This is a genomic window from Devosia sp. (assembly GCF_028290435.1).
In the GTDB taxonomy this organism is placed as follows: domain Bacteria; phylum Pseudomonadota; class Alphaproteobacteria; order Rhizobiales; family Devosiaceae; genus Devosia.
The window spans coordinates 1-15,508 of record NZ_JAQGJV010000097.1 but is presented as its reverse complement, the minus strand read 5'-3'; the positions used below and the strand labels follow the sequence as shown (position 1 = coordinate 15,508).

The 15,508-nt window shown below is 63.8% G+C and carries 15 protein-coding genes and 2 tRNA genes; 9 read left to right on the top strand and 8 right to left on the bottom strand.

What is annotated here, in order from left to right:
- Both JWP26_RS22150 and JWP26_RS22145 read right to left on the bottom strand, forming a co-directional pair.
- Nucleotides 1-496 (bottom strand): aldo/keto reductase (locus JWP26_RS22150; protein ID WP_299733230.1); only part of this gene is annotated, 496 nt, incomplete at its 3' end.
- Nucleotides 497-623: 127 nt separating this feature from the next.
- On the bottom strand, nt 624-1,307 hold the full coding sequence (locus tag JWP26_RS22145) for a GntR family transcriptional regulator (RefSeq protein ID WP_299733227.1): 684 nt from the start codon (nt 1,305-1,307) through the stop codon (nt 624-626).
- 199 nt (nt 1,308-1,506) lie between these two features.
- Between JWP26_RS22145 and JWP26_RS22140 the strand changes: the two genes are divergently transcribed.
- Together JWP26_RS22140 and JWP26_RS22135 are read left to right on the top strand one after the other, a co-directional pair.
- Nucleotides 1,507-2,787, top strand: coding sequence for a Gfo/Idh/MocA family oxidoreductase (locus JWP26_RS22140; RefSeq protein WP_299733224.1), 1,281 nt, complete (start codon nt 1,507-1,509; stop codon nt 2,785-2,787).
- 172 nt (nt 2,788-2,959) lie between these two features.
- Nucleotides 2,960-4,468 carry an ATP-binding protein gene (locus tag JWP26_RS22135; protein WP_299733221.1) on the top strand — a complete coding sequence of 503 codons (1,509 nt, stop codon included), beginning with the start codon at nt 2,960-2,962 and terminating at the stop codon, nt 4,466-4,468.
- Between the two features lie 157 nt (nt 4,469-4,625).
- Here JWP26_RS22135 and JWP26_RS22130 read toward each other — a convergent pair whose 3' ends face one another.
- Nucleotides 4,626-5,495, bottom strand: coding sequence for an aldose 1-epimerase family protein (locus JWP26_RS22130; RefSeq protein ID WP_299733218.1), 870 nt, complete (start codon nt 5,493-5,495; stop codon nt 4,626-4,628).
- Between the two features lie 159 nt (nt 5,496-5,654).
- Here JWP26_RS22130 and hrpB point away from each other — a divergent pair, with 159 nt between their 5' ends.
- The gene (gene hrpB / locus JWP26_RS22125) at nt 5,655-8,105 is read left to right on the top strand and encodes an ATP-dependent helicase HrpB (protein ID WP_299733215.1); all 2,451 of its coding nucleotides are present in this window, start codon (nt 5,655-5,657) and stop codon (nt 8,103-8,105) included.
- Between the two features lie 243 nt (nt 8,106-8,348).
- Here hrpB and msrB read toward each other — a convergent pair whose 3' ends face one another.
- A complete protein-coding gene (gene msrB / locus JWP26_RS22120; RefSeq protein WP_299733212.1) occupies nt 8,349-8,750 on the bottom strand; it encodes a peptide-methionine (R)-S-oxide reductase MsrB in 402 nt (133 codons plus the stop codon).
- Nucleotides 8,751-8,924: 174 nt separating this feature from the next.
- On the opposite strand from msrB, the gene JWP26_RS22115 reads away from it, so the two are divergent.
- Nucleotides 8,925-9,752, top strand: a complete 828-nt coding sequence (locus JWP26_RS22115; protein WP_299733209.1) for a metallophosphoesterase — start codon at nt 8,925-8,927, stop codon at nt 9,750-9,752.
- A 211-nt stretch (nt 9,753-9,963) separates the two neighbouring features.
- On the opposite strand, the gene JWP26_RS22110 is transcribed toward JWP26_RS22115, so the two are convergent.
- From JWP26_RS22110 to cpdR, 3 genes are all read right to left on the bottom strand, one after another.
- Nucleotides 9,964-10,038, bottom strand: a tRNA-Val gene (locus JWP26_RS22110).
- Nucleotides 10,039-10,066: 28 nt separating this feature from the next.
- Nucleotides 10,067-10,141: transfer RNA gene (locus tag JWP26_RS22105), tRNA-Val, on the bottom strand.
- Between the two features lie 93 nt (nt 10,142-10,234).
- Nucleotides 10,235-10,594: a cell cycle two-component system response regulator CpdR gene (gene cpdR / locus JWP26_RS22100; protein WP_284393747.1), complete on the bottom strand. Its 360-nt coding sequence runs from the start codon at nt 10,592-10,594 to the stop codon at nt 10,235-10,237.
- Nucleotides 10,595-10,820: 226 nt separating this feature from the next.
- Between cpdR and JWP26_RS22095 the strand changes: the two genes are divergently transcribed.
- Together JWP26_RS22095 and hisN are read left to right on the top strand one after the other, a co-directional pair.
- A complete protein-coding gene (locus tag JWP26_RS22095; RefSeq protein WP_299733199.1) occupies nt 10,821-11,717 on the top strand; it encodes an N-formylglutamate amidohydrolase in 897 nt (298 codons plus the stop codon).
- Between the two features lie 78 nt (nt 11,718-11,795).
- Nucleotides 11,796-12,596, top strand: a complete 801-nt coding sequence (gene hisN / locus JWP26_RS22090; RefSeq protein WP_299733196.1) for a histidinol-phosphatase — start codon at nt 11,796-11,798, stop codon at nt 12,594-12,596.
- A 43-nt stretch (nt 12,597-12,639) separates the two neighbouring features.
- On the opposite strand, the gene JWP26_RS22085 is transcribed toward hisN, so the two are convergent.
- Nucleotides 12,640-13,611 carry an alpha/beta fold hydrolase gene (locus tag JWP26_RS22085; protein WP_299733193.1) on the bottom strand — a complete coding sequence of 324 codons (972 nt, stop codon included), beginning with the start codon at nt 13,609-13,611 and terminating at the stop codon, nt 12,640-12,642.
- A 408-nt stretch (nt 13,612-14,019) separates the two neighbouring features.
- Between JWP26_RS22085 and JWP26_RS22080 the strand changes: the two genes are divergently transcribed.
- The 3 genes from JWP26_RS22080 to dps form a co-directional block, all read left to right on the top strand.
- Entirely contained in the window at nt 14,020-14,475 is a 456-nt protein-coding gene (locus JWP26_RS22080) for an Hsp20 family protein (RefSeq protein WP_299733190.1), read from the top strand.
- A gap of 250 nt (nt 14,476-14,725) precedes the next feature.
- On the top strand, nt 14,726-15,085 hold the full coding sequence (locus JWP26_RS22075; RefSeq protein ID WP_299733187.1) for a hypothetical protein: 360 nt from the start codon (nt 14,726-14,728) through the stop codon (nt 15,083-15,085).
- An 85-nt stretch (nt 15,086-15,170) separates the two neighbouring features.
- A partial coding sequence (gene dps / locus JWP26_RS22070; RefSeq protein WP_299733184.1) for a DNA starvation/stationary phase protection protein Dps occupies nt 15,171-15,508 on the top strand: 338 nt, incomplete at its 3' end.

Below are 15,508 nucleotides of genomic sequence, written 5' to 3'. Positions count from 1 at the left end.
CTACGCCCTCATGCTGCAGGCAGATAAGGCCTTCCTCGACCGTCTCGACGCTGGCGCCGTAATGGCGCACCAACCCCTCGGACTTGAACTCGTCCATCCAGCCAAAAATCTGCCCATCGCGCAGTACGTCGGTGGGCACGCAGTGCAATTGGGCCAGGTCTAGCGTCTCCACCCCCAGCCTCTTGGCGGATCCGAGCAGACTCTCGCGCACACCGCCTTTGCTGAACTTGTCCGGGAACATCGTCCCCGACCGTCCCACCTTCGTCGCCACATGCGTGCCAAAACCCTTGGCATGCGCGCCAATCCGGCTCTCGCTCAGCCCACCGCCATAGACATCGGCGGTGTCCCAGAAATTGACCCCCTGCGCATTGGCGGCATCCAGAATGGCCGCGGCGGCGGCGTCATCGACCGGACCGAAGTCTCCGCCCAATTGCCAGGTGCCCAGACCAATTTCGGAGACCGAATAGCCGGTTTTGCCAAGGATGCGCTGTTTCATAGATGGGGCTCCAGTCTGTGTTCAACCGCAGTTACCCCCACCCCGGCTTTCCCCTCAAGGGGGTAAAGGGCGATTAGCTGCACGCTCAACGGCCAGCAGTGATGTGATGACCAGGCCTTAAGGCCGATCAATGCACCGGTTCAAAATAATCCGGATGATCGGCAATCGTCTGGCTCAACAGCACTTCCGCCCGCGCCAGATGGGCACGCATCGCGGCTTCGGCGCCGGCAGAATCGCCCGCCGCCACTGCCGCGGCGATCTCCTTGTGCTCGGCGATGGCGCGCTGGCTCGATGACACGCCCAGCGTCAAAAACCGTACCCGGTCGAGCTGCATCTTGTGGTCGTCGATCAACTGCCACGCATATTCCACGCCCGCTAGCCGCGCCAGCGTGCGGTGGAATAGCTCGTCCAGCGCGTGAAACCCCAGATTATCATCCGCCGCCGAGGCCGTCTCCTGCCCCGCAATCAGTTCGGCCAGCACCGCCTCGGCGTCGCCCGGCCGCGCCGCCACCCGGCGGATGATCTCGACCTCGATCGATTCGCGAATGAACCGGCTCTGCCGCACCCCATCGGGAGAAATTTTCTTGACGATGGTGGCCCGCTTCGGCCGGATCAGCAGCAAGCCTTGCTGCGCCAGCCGGATAAACGCCTCGCGCACCGGCTGCCGCGACACCCCGTAGCGCCCGGCAATGTCGCTTTCCGAAATCACATCGCCGGGCTTGAGCGCCATGGTGACGATTTCGTCGCGCAGGGCTCCCACCACGCGCAGGGCCATGGTTTCTTCGCTCGCTTCGAGTTCGCCAACCGTCATTGCCTGATTCCCCTCACCGACCATGTGCGCATACACCGGCGCCCGTCACTGCTCGATGCATCATTACCCACAGCCTCGTTTCGCTGAGATCAATACCGCGCAGGTGAGCAAAAGAACTAGTGCTTCCTCAATCTTGTATGGTAGATGCGTGCGAAGCGCCATCCACGGCGCACGATTATGTCGATGCGGGAGAATTCGAATGGCAAAGACCTACGCGCTTGTCGGGACCGGCGGCCGTGCCCGTATGTTTTATGAGGCGATTTTCGGCCCGCACCGCGAGCACTCCCGCCTCGTGGCGCTCTGCGATACCAACCAGGTCCGCATGGATTATACCAACCGGGTGATCGAGCAGGAACTGTCCGGCAAAGCCGTCCCCACCTACAAGGCCGCCGATTTCGCCAGGATGATCGCGGAAAACAAGCCCGACACCGTCATCGTCACTTCGATCGATCGCACTCACCACAAATACATCATCGCGGCCCTGGAAGCCGGCTGTGACGTCATCACCGAAAAGCCGATGACCACCGATCCGGAAAAATGCCAGGCCATCCTCGACACAGTCGAACGCACCGGCAAGCAGGTGCGCGTCACCTTCAATTACCGCTATGCGCCGCACAATTCGGCGCTGCGCGAACTCGTCGCCTCCGGGGCCATCGGCACCCCAACCTCGGTGCACTTCGAGTGGTTGCTGGATACCCGCCACGGCGCCGACTACTTCCGCCGCTGGCACCGCGACAAGCGCAATAGCGGTGGCCTGATGGTGCACAAGTCGACCCACCACTTTGATCTGGTCAATTTCTGGCTCGGCTCGCAGCCCGACACCGTCTTCGCCATGGGCGACCTGAAGTTCTACGGCCGGGCCAACGCCGAGGAACGCGGCGTCTTCACGCCCTATACCCGCACCACCGGCGTCGAGGCCGCCAAGGATGACTCCTTCGCCATCGACCTGACCGCCAACCCCGCTCAGAAAGGTCTCTATTGGGATGCCGAGAAGGAAGACGGTTATCTCCGCGACCAGAACGTGTTCGGCGATGGCATTTCCATCGAAGACACCATGAATGTCATGGTCCGCTATCGCAACAAGGCGGTGATGACCTATTCGCTTTATGCCTACGCGCCCTGGGAAGGCTTCAACGTCGCCATCAACGGCACCGGCGGTCGCCTGGAGCTTACCGTGCACGAGACCAGCTACATCAATGCTGGCGGCTCGTCCGACGCTGAAGGCGCCGCCAAGGGCGTCCACCTCTATCATTTCCCCCTGCATGGCGAATCCCGCCAGGTCCCGATCATGGCCGGCCAAGGCGGCCATGGCGGCGGCGACAAGATCATGCTCGAGGAAATCTTCGGCAATGCGACGCCCCGGCCCGGCTATGGCGCCAATCACCGCGACGGCGCGCTGTCCATCCTAACCGGCATTGCCGCCAACCAGTCTTTCGCCACCGGCCTGCCGGTGGACGTGCGCACCCTGGTTCGCCTCTGACACAGCACGACCCGGTGCGCCTAGCGCCGGGTCGTCGCGGCCACAGCTCGTAACATCTGTGTTCTGTGCATGCTCTCCTGTCCCGAATCGGCGTCGCTGCGTGTAACATCGCCCGATGAGCTTGCCGTGCCTCCCGATCGACTGGGATGTTGCAGCCCGATCCGGAGACCGAATGAACGTAGCCATCGACATGGGAGCAACGACCGGCAGTGCCCACGCCATGCTCGATCTCGAAGAGCTGCTGGCCACGCGTCTCCTGGTCCAGGGCAATTCCGGCTCGGGCAAATCCCATCTGTTGCGCCGTCTCCTCGAACAGAGCGCGCCCTGGGTGCAGCAATGCATCATCGATCCCGAGGGCGATTTCGTCACTCTGGCCGACAAGTTCGGTCACGTCGTTGTCGATGCCGCCCGCACCGAAAACGAACTAACCCGCATTGCCGGTCGCATCCGCCAGCATCGCGTCTCGGTCGTGCTCAATCTCGAAGGCCTCGATGTCGAGCAGCAGATGCGCGCCGCCGCCGCCTTTCTCGGTGGCATGTTCGATGCTGACCGCGATTACTGGTATCCGGTCTTGGTCGTCGTCGATGAGGCCCAACTCTTCGCCCCCTCGGTTGCCGGCGAGGTCAGCGACGAAGCGCGAAAACTGTCTCTCGGGGCCATGACCAACCTGATGTGCCGCGGCCGCAAACGCGGCCTCGCCGGCGTCATCGCCACCCAACGTCTCGCCAAGCTGGCCAAGAACGTCGCCGCCGAAGCCAGTAATTTCCTGATGGGCCGCACTTTTCTCGATATCGACATGGCCCGCGCCGCCGACCTGCTGGGCATGGAAAAGCGCCAGGCCGAACAATTCCGTGACCTCGCGCGCGGCCACTTCATCGCCCTGGGCCCCGCCCTCAGCCGCCGCCCGCTATCCGTCACCATCGGCGATGTGGAAACCTCAGCCCGCTCCACCAGCCCAAAACTGACCCCGCTGCCCGAGGCCAGCGCCGACGCGCACGACCTGATTTTTACCGCGACGCCCGAAGAGGCCCGCACCCCGATCCGCCGGCCACAGGCGCCAGCCCCGACGCCGACTGCCGATATCCTCGCCCAGCTCGCACGCCCCAAGCCCGAAATCGAGGCGCCCCCGCAGTCGCTGTTTCCCGAAATTGACGAAGCCGAGCGCGAGGCCCAGATCGACGCCATCATGGTCGAACTGCTGGGCGATCCCGACGCCAGTTTCCGCAGCGTCGCCGTGCTCTATCAGGATTTCCTGGTCCGCTGCCGCATTCGCCGCGTCCCCGGCGAAGCGCCGGCTTTGCCCGCCTTCAAGCGCAAACTCGCCGTCGCCCGCGTCGGCCTCGATCGCGCCACGGCCGATAGCACCGCCTGGCAGCAGGCCCTCGCCCTCTCCGAAACCCTCGCCGATGATATTCAGGGCGTCTTCCTTGTCCTGGCGCAAGCTGCCGTCACCGCCGCGCCCTGCCCCTCCGACGCCACGCTGGCCCGCCTCTACGGTACCCACTCCGCCACGCGCGCGCGCCGCCTCCTCACCTATTTCGAAGAACGCGGCCTTCTGGTCGTCCGCCTCGACTTCCGCAACAACCGCGTCGTCGCTTTTCCCGATTTGGGCTGCGAAACCGGCCCCGGCGATCCGGCGGGGCCCGACGCCATGGTCGAAGAACGACCCGCGGCGGAGTAGCCAGCACTCGCACCATCTCGCCCCACTTACCGCCTTCCCGCGGACTTGATCCGCGGGCCGCTCTCAATTCGGCACAAGCGGCCAAGGCCTGTGGATCAAGTCCGCGGGAAGCACGGTGGGAGTGGTGCCTCCAGATTGGTGGAGTGGCCGCAAAGGCCTACGGCCTCACCTCGACCCGCATCACGAACCGCGCCGTCGCCCCCGGCCCCAGCACATCGCTATACGGCCGCTTCTCCAGGTCATCGGAGCCGCCCACTTCCGCCGCCGTGCCGTGCCACGGCTCGATGCATATGAACGGCGCGTCCGGCTTGCTCCACAGCGCCAGGTTCGGCAAATTCGTCCAGTCGATCTTGATCGAGGGCCCGCCCGGGCAACCATAACTGAGCCCTGCGCCCGCCCCCTCGGGAAACAGCATCGCGTCCGCCTCGAACAAATCATGCTCCAGCACCAGCATCCCCGCCTGGAACGGCGACAGCAGTTCCTCGGGCACCACCAGCCCATGATCCAGCCGGATCAGCGCAGGCTCCGCCCCATTGTCCAGGCTCACGCCATGGGTATTGGCCGGCGAGCCCGGCAGCGGCCACACAAAGGCGGGGTGAAACCCGATCCCGAATGGCATCAGCTTGTGGTCACGATTGCTCACCTCGGCCGTGATGGTGATCGCCGTACCCTCGATCTCGTAGGACAGGGCCAGCAGGAAATCGAACGGATAGACCTGCCAGCTCGCCTCTGTCGCCATCAGCTCAAAGCGGCATGACGTGGCGCTCGCCGCCACCAGCTCGAACTCACTGCGCCGCGCAAAGCCGTGTTGGCCCATCGCATAGCTCTTGCCCTCAATGCTGATCGTGTCGTTGGGTGCCTTCCCGACCATCGGAAACAGGATTGGCGACCGCCCGCTCCAGTATTTGGCATCGCCACTCCACAGCCACTGCGCCCCATCCGCCGTGGTAATCGACTGCATTTCCGCCCCAAGCGCCGCGATATCGACGGTGATCTGATCGTTTCCGATACGGGTCGTTTCTGACATGGGCGTGGTTCCTTGTTTCGGCAGCACCTTAACTGCCTCCGCCACCGACAAGAACCCCCACCCTTGATCCCTTCCCACAAAGGCGAGCCGGAAGCGTCTGTCGCCGCAGACTCGATCCCAAAGCTTGCCCCCTCTCCTCCAATCGGCCACAACCGCCTCATGCCCCTTCCACCCCTCCCCATCGATGACGCTCTCCCGGCCCTCCTCGCCGCGCTGGCGCAAGGCCCCTACGCCGTGCTGGTGGCCCCGCCCGGCGCCGGCAAGACCACCCGCGTTCCCCTCGCCCTGCTCGATGCCCCCTGGCGCTGCGACGCTCGCATCATCATGCTCGAACCGCGCCGCCTCGCCGCCCGCGCCGCCGCCCACCGCATGGCGCAGACGCTGGGCGAGGAGGCCGGCCAGACTGTTGGCTACCGCGTCCGGATGGATGCCAAAATCTCCAGCAAAACCAGGGTCGAAGTCGTCACCGAGGGCGTTTTTACCCGCATGCTGCTCGATGATCCCGAGCTCACCGGCGTGGCCGCCGTGCTGTTCGATGAATTCCACGAACGCAGTCTCGATGGCGATCTGGGTCTTGCACTCACGCTCGACGCCGCGGCGCTTCGGCCAGACCTGCGGGTTCTGGTGATGTCGGCGACAATCGATGGTGCACGCGTGGCGAAATTGCTGGCGGATGCGCCGGTTATTACCAGCGAGGGTCGGGCTTTTGCGGTGGAGACCATCTATGCCGAGCCCGATGCGTTGGCGCGGCTGGAGGATCAGGTGACGGTTGCGGTCCTCGCCGCCTTGCGCGAGCATGATGGTTCGGCGCTGGTCTTCCTGCCGGGCCAGGGCGAAATTGTTCGTGTGGCAGAACGGCTTAGCTCTCGGGTGCCGAGCAATACCGATATTGCGCCGCTTTATGGGCAACTCACCACCGCCGAACAGGATCGCGCCATCCGCCCCGCGGAGGCCGGCCGCCGCAAGGTCGTGCTGGCAACCTCGATCGCCGAAACCTCGTTGACGATCAACGGGATACGCATCGTCGTCGATGCCGGCTTCCGCCGCATTTCGGCCTATGAGCCGGCCACTGGCCTGACGACGCTGGAGACCCGCCGCGTTTCGCGCGCTGCTGCTGATCAGCGAAGGGGGCGGGCCGGGCGGACTGCGCCAGGGGTCTGTATCCGGCTGTGGAATGAGGGTCAGACGGCTGGGTTGGAGCCCTTCGATACGCCCCAAATTCTCGCTGCGGACCTGGCCGGTTTTGCGCTCGATCTGGCCGCCTGGGGCGTTACAGATTCCAGCATGCTGGATTTCTTGGACCCACCACCGCGTTCCGCTTGGAGCGAGGCTGTCACCCTGCTGCAAAGCCTCGATGCACTCGACGGTCAGGGTCGTCTCACGCCAGCCGGAAAAGCGCTGGCGCGTTTACCGCTGCATCCGCGTCTCGCGCACATGATCGTCGCGGCGGCCGCCGAGGACGATGCGCAGACCGCGGCCGACCTCGCCGTGCTGATCGGTGAACGCGGTCTGGGTGGTGATGGCACCGACCTCGCCGCCCGGCTTGCCCGCTTTCGCACCGACCGCAGTCCGCGCGGCAATGATGCTCGCGCGTTGGCGCGGCGCTGGGCGGGTCTGGCGGGGGGCGGCAGGGGTGGCGATCTCGATGTTGGCCATCACCTCGCCCGCGCTTATCCAGACCGTGTTGCGCAGGCGGCGGGGGCACGAGGGCGCTTTCGGCTCGCCAATGGGCGGCAGGCGAGCCTCGACAGCACCGATGCGCTGGCCGCCGCGCCGTTTCTTGTGGTCACCGATATTACGGGTGCGGCCGCGAGCGGCAAGATTCGCGCCGCCGCCGTGATTGAGAGGGCCGATCTAGAGCGTCTTTTCGCCTCCCACATCATCGAGGAAACCGTGCTGGCCTTCGACGAACCTTCCGCCAGCGTTCGCGCGCGAAAAACCCGCCGCCTCGGCGCGCTGCGCCTGGCCGATGAGCCGGTTGCCGTTGAAGATCCCGAGGCTACGGCGCTTTTGTTGGCGGAAGCGGCCGCGCGCCGTGGGCTTGATTCGCTGCCGTGGAGCCGCGAGCAGAAGGCCTGGCGCGCCCGCGCCAATTTCCTGCGCGGCACGCTGGGCGATGACTGGCCTGATCTCAGCGCCGAGGCTCTGGCGCCCAGCGTGGCCGAATGGCTGGCGCCGGCCCTCTTCGGCTTGACCAAACTGAGCGAAATCAACGGGGAGCAATTGCGTACCGCGCTCGACCTGCTGCTGCCATTCGCGCGGCGCCAGGACATCGAGGCGCTGCTGCCCAGCCACTTCACTGCCCCTACGGGCAATGCCGTGCCCATCGACTATTCGGCCGAAGGCGGGCCGGCGATCGAAATCCGGGTGCAGGAACTGTTCGGGCTGACGCGCCACCCCACGATCGCCAATGGCCGCATTCGCTTGCTGCTGGTGCTGCTCTCGCCCGCCCACCGGCCAATCCAGACCACCCGCGACCTAACCGGCTTCTGGAGCGGCTCCTGGGCCGACGTCGCCAAGGACCTCAAGGGACGCTACCCGCGCCATCCCTGGCCCGACGATCCGGCCAAGGCACGCCCCACCGCAAGGGCCAAGCCGCGGGGGACTTAGGTCCTGCCACGCCCTCGTGGTTCGAGGGTCGTTCCGCTCCCGCCTCACCATGAGGGCTGTTGGGAGATCGGTGTCCTATCAGCAGCCCTCATGGGGAAATGCGAGTTCTTCACGAGCTCAAACCGAGGGCGTGGCACCATCCGCCCTGCGGCGCCTTCTCCGAGAACGGAGAAAGAGGCGGTGGAAACAAAAACACCCCCGGACCGACGTCCGAGGGTGCCTGTTCGTTATCGCAGAGCCCGCCTAAGCCGGAATGAAATTCAGCGCCACGCCGTTGATGCAATAGCGCAAACCCGTTGGCGGCGGGCCATCGGGGAAGACGTGGCCGAGGTGCGAGCCGCAGCGCGAGCAGTGGCATTCCGTGCGCGTCATGCCATAGCTGCGGTCAACAGTGTTCTCCACCGAGCCGGGGACCGGGTCGTTAAAGCTGGGCCAGCCGGTGCCGCTTTCGAATTTCAGGTCGGCCTTGAACAATTCCTGATCGCAGCCGGCGCAGGCGAAGGAGCCGGCGCGGTGCTCGTGCAGCAGGGCGCAGGAGCCCGGGCGCTCCGTGCCATGCTCGCGCATGACCGCATATTGCTCGGGCGTCAGCTTGGCCTTCCACTCGGCATCCGTGCGCGTCACCGGATAGGTATGGGCGTCCATGGGCGTCTCCCGCTTTTTCCAGAATTTGAACATGGGCCAGATATAGGCCTTCGCGGCCCCAATTTCGAGCCCTGCTGGCGATCAAGCCGCGGTGAGCGATCCGCTCTTCCAGCCTTGTCACCGGCTAGTCATCTGCACCCGATAGGAGGCCGGGAACAATACCAAGAGGCGAACATGACTTTGAAATTCGTGGTGATGAGTGACCTGCACCTGATGCCGCAGGGGGAGCTATCGATGACGCTCGATACCGGCGCGCGGCTGGAACAGGCGGTCGATGCGGTGATCGAACGCTATGGCGATGCCGATTTCTGCATCCTGGCGGGCGACCTGGCCGATATGGGCCAGCCGGCGGCCTATGAATACCTCAAGACCATCATCGCGCGCCTGCCGATCCCGGTGCATATCACTCTGGGCAACCACGATCGCCGCCCGGCTTTCCTCGACGTCTTCGGCGCCGATTTCGCCGATGCCGAAACCGGCAAGATCGACAAGGTCATCGACATCAAGGGCTACCGCATCATCATGCTTGATTCGTCCGAACCGGGCCGCGTCGATGGCGTGCTCGAGGACGACCAGATCGACTGGCTGCACGCTCGCCTTGCCGAAGCGCTGGACCGCCCGGTCATCGTCGTGCTGCACCACAATGCCAATGCGCTGCATATCCGCTCCGACGATATTCGCCTGCTCGAGCCCGACGCGTTCATCGGAGCGCTCAAGACCCATCCGGATGTTCGCCAGGTGATCGCCGGCCATGTCCACATCACCTCGACGGCAACCTGGCGCGGCCTGCCCTTCACCACGCTGGCGGGCGGGCATTATTCGGTCAGCTTCGTGGTCGACGAGCCCGAAGCCGCCATCCGCCGCATCGATGGCCCTGGCCAGATGGCCATTGTCCTCGGCACGCCCGACCGCACCACCGTGCTGTTCGATGATTTCATCGACGGCAATGCCAGCTTCGGCATCATCGAAGGCCCGCGCGTCCACAAGACGGCAGCAGCGTAAGGCTGGGCCAAATCCGGAGCCCTTGGGTCAGGCCCGGGGGCGATGATCTATGATTGCTGTGTAAGAAGGCCCGATTCCACAGTCGGGCCTTTCTCGCCAGGCCGAGTCGAAAACGGTGATCGGCGAGAACCGGAGCGGAGCGTATGTTGGTACGTGAGCACCGGAAGCGCAGGCGATTGCCGTTTGCAGGCCGGCATCGCGAGAAAGGAAATGGTGGGAGTAACAAGGATTGAACTTGTGACCCTTCGCGTGTGAAGCGAATGCTCTCCCGCTGAGCTATACTCCCGTCGCCAGAGGCGAAAAGTCTAGAGAGATGGTGGGCGTAACAAGGATCGAACTTGTGACCCCCTCGATGTCAACGAGGTGCTCTCCCGCTGAGCTATACGCCCATCTCTCCGGGAAGGATCGGCTAAGCCGTTCCAGTGGCGCGGATAGACCATAAAACCCCGGATGGGGTCAAGGGCCCAAACCGCGAAAACAGTCTAAGCCGCCAGAAGCCGCTCAACCTCGTTGACCAGGTCCTTCAAATGGAAGGGTTTGGACAGCACCGAGGCATCCTTGGGAGCGTCGCTATCGGGATTGAGAGCGACCGCCGCAAAGCCGGTAATGAACATCACCTTGAGGTCGGGATCGAGTTCCGTGGCGCGGCGCGCCAATTCGATTCCGTCCATTTCCGGCATCACGATATCGCTGAGCAGCAGCGCGAAGGGCTCCTCGCGCAGGCGCTCGTAGGCGGAAAGCCCGTTGTCGAATGACACGACTTCATAGCCCGCGTTCTTGAGCGCACGCGTCAAAAACTGACGCATGTCGTTATCGTCTTCGGCGAGCAAAATTCGCTTCATCATCTCTCCAGCCGTCGCGACCTGCGCGCAACACATCACGCTGTCTTCCAGCGCTTTGAGTCGCACCATAAAGGTGGATGTTTAAGCCAGTTTTACGGAAGGGCAACCTCAAGACCATTTCATGACGATTTTTTGCGATAAACTGGACAATAGCCGCGACGCACGCCATGCTGCTTTGGCAGTAATGCTTCGCCCTGAGAGCAAAGCAAAAATTCTGGGAGGCAGCGTGCGGTCCGACTATTGGGATCAGCCGGCATTCGAAACCATCCGGCCCCGCCGGCTCGTGGCGCCGGTCGTGTTCAATTCGGGTCATTCGGGCCGGGTCTATCCCGAACGTTTCCTCGCCATGACGCGCCTCGACCACTTGTCGATCCGGCAATCCGAAGATGCCTTTGTGGATGAACTGTTCGGCCGGGCGCCCCATTTGGGCGCGCCGATGCTGCGCGCGCATTTTCCTCGCGCCTATCTCGATGTGAACCGCGAACCTTGGGAACTCGATCCCACCATGTTCGTCGAGCCGCTGTCGGACCGCTTCAACACCACCTCGCCACGTGTCGCCGCCGGGCTAGGCACCCTGGCGCGCATCGTTGCCGAAAACAAACCCATCTATCGAGACCGGCTGACGCTGGACGATGCCCGCACCCGCATCGAGGGGATTTACCACCCCTATCACACGGCGCTCCAAGGCCTGCTCAGCGACGCCATTTCGGCCTTCGGCGTAGCGCTGCTGATCGATTGCCATTCCATGCCGCGTATTGCGCGCAGCGGCGACCGGGCCGCGCCCGACGTGGTGCTCGGCGACCGCTATGGCACCACCTGCGCGCCCGCTTTGGTCGACCTGGTGGAAACCATGTTTGCCGGCGCCGGGCTCAAGGTGGCGCGCAACCGACCCTATGCGGGGGGTTTTGCCACCCGAACCTATGGCCGCCCGCAACATGGCGTGCACGCGCTGCAGATCGAAATCAGCCGCCATCTCTATATGAACGAGGCGACACTGACCAAGAACGATGGCTTCGACGCCATGCAGTCGATGATCGAGCGGCTGATTTTTGCGCTGATCGGGCTGGACCTGATGGCGCTGGCCAGCACGCCGGCCGCCGCTGAAAAGGCCGCAGCCGAATAGTTGCTGTGGCGTCTGGTTTCCGTCACGCACTTTGCGTAGACCTCATGGCGTCTCCTTATCGGCAGCGCGAGCCCAGCTATGTCCACGTCCATTCCCATCGATCTCGATCTTGTTGCGCTGACCCTGCTCGATGCGGCCGAAGCGGCGTCAGACCAGACCCTGCCGCTGTTCCGCACGAGCCTGGCGATCGACAACAAGCTGAGCGTGGGCTTCGACCCCGTCACCGAGGCTGACCGTGCGGCTGAAACGGCAATTCGTGCGGTGATTGCCGCGCGGTTTCCCGATCACGCGGTGATCGGGGAGGAATGGGGCAATTCGGGCGAGAGCGATTTCACCTGGATTATCGATCCGGTCGACGGCACTCGCTCCTTCATTAGCGGCGCGCCGGTCTGGGGCACGCTGATTGCGCTGGCCTATCAGGGCGTCGCCGTGGCTGGCCTGATGGCCCAGCCCTTTATCGGGGAAATCTTTTTGGGCCTGCCCGGCCGCGCCAGCTATCGCCGCGGCGCCATCGACCAGACCATGCGCACCAGCGGGCAAACCGAACTGGGCGCCGCCCGGGTTTTCACCACGACCCCGTCGCTGTTTCGCACGCCCGAACTGGCGGGCAAATGGCGCGCGGTCGAAAGCGCCACCCGCCTGCAGCGCTACGGCATGGATTGCTACGGTTATGCGCTATTGGCCGGCGGCCACGCGGACCTGGTGATCGAGCCGTCCTTGCAAACCTACGACATCGCGGCCCTGGTCCCGATCATCCGCCAGGCCGGCGGCGCCATCGCCTGCTGGGATGGCAGCGAGCCGACCGGGGGCGGCAATGTCGTGGCGGCGGCAACGCCGGAACTGCTGGAGAAGGCGCTGGCGCTGGTGAACGCGAGCTGAGCGGCGTTCCATAATGGATCTTATGCGCGGCAGCCCGCAGACTTCAGCCCGTCTGCTCGGTAATAAACGCATCGAACGCGGCGAGGACTTGCCCGCGGATGGCGTCTTTTTCCATGAACAGCTCGTGGCGGGCGCCCGCGATGACCATGTGATGGCCGGTGCGCATCCGCAGGCCCAATTGCTCGATGGTGCCGGTAGACACCACCTGGTCCAGCGCCGCCGCCAGCATCAGCACCGGCACGCGGATCTTGCCGGGAAAACTGTCGCGGCCAACTTCCGCCATCGAGGTCATCGCTGCTGCCGCCCAGCTGATCGTCGGCGCACCGATGCCGAGCGCAGGCCGGGCTTTGACCACATCCACCATCCGCATATAGCGCGTGCGGTCCGAGGTCAGCGGGTTGTCGGGGAAGGTCTGTTCGGCGGCTAGCCGGTCGCCCTTACGCCCGATCGGCAGCTTGCCCAACCCCACGAAATTGAGCGCGCCCGCGACTCTCGCCATGCCGGCAAAGCTCAGCGGCTGGTGGTCCAGCCCTACCATGGGCGCGGACAGGAACACCCGGTCGAACATCAGGCGGTCGTTGATGCCGGCGAACAGGCTCACCAGCCCGCCCATCGAATGGCCCACCAGATAAAACGGCGGCGGGCAGTCGGGCAGCAGGATTTCAGTGTGGAAGCTCTGCAGGTCGCACCAGTAATCGTCGAACGTATCGACATAACCCAGATCGCCAGCGATCAGCCGGTCCGACCCACCCTGGCCGCGCCAGTCGAAGGTGGCCACGGCAAAACCGCGTTTGCGGAAATCGGCGATGGTCTCGAAATATTTCTCGATGAATTCGGTCCGCCCCTGCACGAGGCACACCGTGCCGCGATGCTTTTCCCCGGTGCGCGGCCAGATCGCGTAGCGGATGCGCACTTTGTCACTCGTCAGGAAATATCCCACCTGCCCCCCCTCGGGCATGGGATTGCTGGCGATATTGACGAGGTCTGGTCCGGCGGCAGCCACGGCAGCGATCATGATGGGGTTCCGAATGGTCATCTGACTTAGACCAAACAGATAAAAGAAAACCAGCACCTCTTGCGAGATGCTGGCTTCCTTGCGTGCGGCCCGTGCGGGGGGCGGGTGACGGGACCGCATTTTGGTTGTGCGTCGGAACGAATGCCCTCCGTTCTTCTTCACATGACCCCTTCTAAACCACCCCGGCTGAATTGAACTGGACCGGACCGTTCATCTTCGGTTCATGTTCCGATCCGGACGATTGACGCGGCGCCGTGCCCTGCCTCTTGAACCCCGAAATCGCATCCCTACATCTGTCTCGTTCGCCGCTTATCCGGGAACCCCGACCTCGCCGAACCAACGCTTGCCTATTGCAGGGAGCGTGACTTGAGGACCGGGAAATCCACGTTGCTCAAGGAGAATGTGACTATGCAGACCATCGATTTCACCCCCTTTTACCGCTCCACCGTCGGCTATGACCGGCTGTTCAACCGCCTCGATACCCTGGGCGGCCAGGAAGCCAAAACCTACCCTCCCTATAATATCGAGCGCACCGGCGACGATGCCTATCGCATCTCCATCGCCGTAGCCGGCTTCTCCAATGGCGATATCGCCATCGAGACCAAGGAGAATAGCCTCGTGGTCAAGGGCGCCAAGCCCGCCGAGACTGCCGACAAGACCCGTGAGTTCCTGCATCGCGGCATTGCCGAGCGCGCTTTCGAGCTGCGCTTCCAGCTTGCCGACTATGTCGAGGTCTCCGGCGCGACCCTCGAAAACGGCCTGCTCCATCTCGAGCTGAAACGCGAATTGCCCGAAAGCAAGAAGCCGCGCCAGATCGAGATCAAGGGCGGCACCGCCGTCATCGAGGACAAGTCGGTCAACTAATCTCGGTCTCCCCTCCCGGCCGATGATCGCAGGGCGCAGCTGGCAACAGCTGCGCCCTTTTGCGTTTGCACCCAAGCTGAACCGCTCGTTCAGGCCGCAGACATTTTCGCCGCTGCAGTTTTGGACTATGATCAACTGTCAGTTTGGGAGGTTGCCATGCGCATGACTGTTCCCGCGCTCGTTAGAGACCTTCGGCCCCAATGCCCGCTACGCCGAAATCTTCATCAATGACGAACGCGGCCACCTGACCGTGGAAGACCCGCAAAAGCCCGGCAGCGCCGCCGAATTCGACTTCGACGCCGACTCGATCACCCGCGACGATTTCATGGCCATGCCAATGGACGCCACGCTGGAACGCCCGTTCACCATGGCGGAGATCGCGCCGCTCGATGCCGCCATGCTGGAAACGCTGGCCGGCAAGACCCTCGAGCGCATGGGCGGCGACGATTTCACCGTCAACCGCTATACGATTTCGCGCAGCATCCTGTTCATGACTCCCGATGATGACCGCCTGCTGGTCGAAATCCGCGCCGACGCGCCCGACGGCTGGACCGGCGGCCGCGTCACTTATGACATGACGGGCGCCGAGGTCGATGTGGTTACGCCCTAAGGGAACAGGTCAATTCGCCGGTGCCGGGAACCTCGGCCCCGGCAAACGGTTCTCCTGACACGCAAAGCGTCAAAGGACTTTTTCCATGAAAACCCCCTCTATCACCCTCAAATCCAATTCCAAAGCCGCGGTCATCGATATTCTCAATGCCCGACTGGCCGATGCCATCGATCTGGCGCTGATCACCAAGCAGGCGCATTGGAACCTCAAGGGTCCCACCTTCATCGGCGTGCACGAAATGCTCGATCCGATGCGCGCCGCCATCGATGAGCATGTCGATATCATCGCCGAGCGTGTCGCCCAGCTCGATGGTATTGCTCTGGGCACCAGCCAGATCGTCGCCAAGGTGAGCAAGCTGGCGCCCTACCCCACCGATATTCGTAAGGTGCCCGACCATCTGGCGGCGCTCGCCGAGCGCTATGC

Excerpts from the sequence above, each read along its gene's own strand:
- JWP26_RS22145 (WP_299733227.1), bottom strand. The coding sequence starts at position 1,307 with ATGACGGTTGGCGAACTCGAAGCGAGCGAAGAAACCATGGCCCTGCGC.
- JWP26_RS22140 (WP_299733224.1), top strand. The coding sequence starts at position 1,507 with ATGGCAAAGACCTACGCGCTTGTCGGGACCGGCGGCCGTGCCCGTATG.
- JWP26_RS22135 (WP_299733221.1), top strand. The coding sequence starts at position 2,960 with ATGAACGTAGCCATCGACATGGGAGCAACGACCGGCAGTGCCCACGCC.
- JWP26_RS22130 (WP_299733218.1), bottom strand. The coding sequence starts at position 5,495 with ATGTCAGAAACGACCCGTATCGGAAACGATCAGATCACCGTCGATATC.
- hrpB (WP_299733215.1), top strand. The coding sequence starts at position 5,655 with ATGCCCCTTCCACCCCTCCCCATCGATGACGCTCTCCCGGCCCTCCTC.
- msrB (WP_299733212.1), bottom strand. The coding sequence starts at position 8,750 with ATGGACGCCCATACCTATCCGGTGACGCGCACGGATGCCGAGTGGAAG.
- JWP26_RS22115 (WP_299733209.1), top strand. The coding sequence starts at position 8,925 with ATGACTTTGAAATTCGTGGTGATGAGTGACCTGCACCTGATGCCGCAG.
- cpdR (WP_284393747.1), bottom strand. The coding sequence starts at position 10,594 with ATGAAGCGAATTTTGCTCGCCGAAGACGATAACGACATGCGTCAGTTT.
- hisN (WP_299733196.1), top strand. The coding sequence starts at position 11,796 with ATGTCCACGTCCATTCCCATCGATCTCGATCTTGTTGCGCTGACCCTG.
- JWP26_RS22085 (WP_299733193.1), bottom strand. The coding sequence starts at position 13,611 with ATGATCGCTGCCGTGGCTGCCGCCGGACCAGACCTCGTCAATATCGCC.
- JWP26_RS22080 (WP_299733190.1), top strand. The coding sequence starts at position 14,020 with ATGCAGACCATCGATTTCACCCCCTTTTACCGCTCCACCGTCGGCTAT.